The following is a 781-nucleotide window of genomic DNA, read 5'->3' as shown; positions in this document are numbered from 1 at the left end:
AATGTCAAGGGAAGAATATCCTATATCACAAGCCACGCAAAGCAGGAAAACCTTTATGCCACCTACCGCACCGCCGACAATGAATTTTGGAGTAACCTTGCAAGGGAAAGCCAGCAGGAGTTTAAGCGGAGCGGCACAGAGGGCAAATGTATCGAAGCAAGGGAATTGATTATCGCCCTGCCCGAAGTTTATACAAGATACGAGCCGCAGGAAGTCCTTGAAGATTTTACGGAGGAGTTCCGCAAGAGATATGGTGTGGAGTGCGTGTCAGCCCTCCACCACAACAAACGCAAAACCAATTATCATATCCATCTTATCTTCAGCGAAAGAAAACTGCTTCCTGAGCCTGACATCAAGAGAGCCACACGCAGCGTGTTCTATGATGAAACGGGCAAAAGGGTACGCACCAAGAAAGAAATCACAGGGGAGGACGGGCAGATACGCAAAGGCTGTACCGTCATTAAAAAGGGCGAGGTTTACGAAAGCCACCTCTTTACCGTGAAAGATGATAAATTCAAAAGCGAGCCTTTTCTTCGGGAGATAAAAGAGATTTACACCGACCTTATCAATCGGCATATCTCCGATCCCGAACAGCAGTTAAAGGTATTTGATAAGAACAGCGTTTATCTTCCCACCAAGAAAATCGGCAAGAACAATCCCAAAGCCGCCGAGATTGAAGCGGACAATACCGCAAGGCAGGAATGGAACAGGACAGCGGATATGGCGTTGTTATCGGGTATTTCCGAAGCAAAGATTTTAGAAGTCAAGCAGACCGAGATAC

1 protein-coding gene is annotated in these 781 nt (G+C 46.9%); it reads left to right on the top strand.

The genetic code is table 11. The features are described 5' to 3' along the window. The coding region (locus QVO97_RS07015) for a MobA/MobL family protein (RefSeq protein ID WP_288189274.1) at nt 1-781 on the top strand (781 nt) is incomplete at both ends.

The sequence above is a fragment of the Clostridium sp. CAG:43 genome (genome assembly GCF_000434655.1).
In the GTDB taxonomy this organism is placed as follows: Bacteria; Bacillota; Clostridia; order Lachnospirales; family Lachnospiraceae; genus Otoolea; species Otoolea fessa.
Note: the sequence above shows the minus strand (reverse complement) of the source record. Positions and strands in the feature narration are given on the sequence as shown.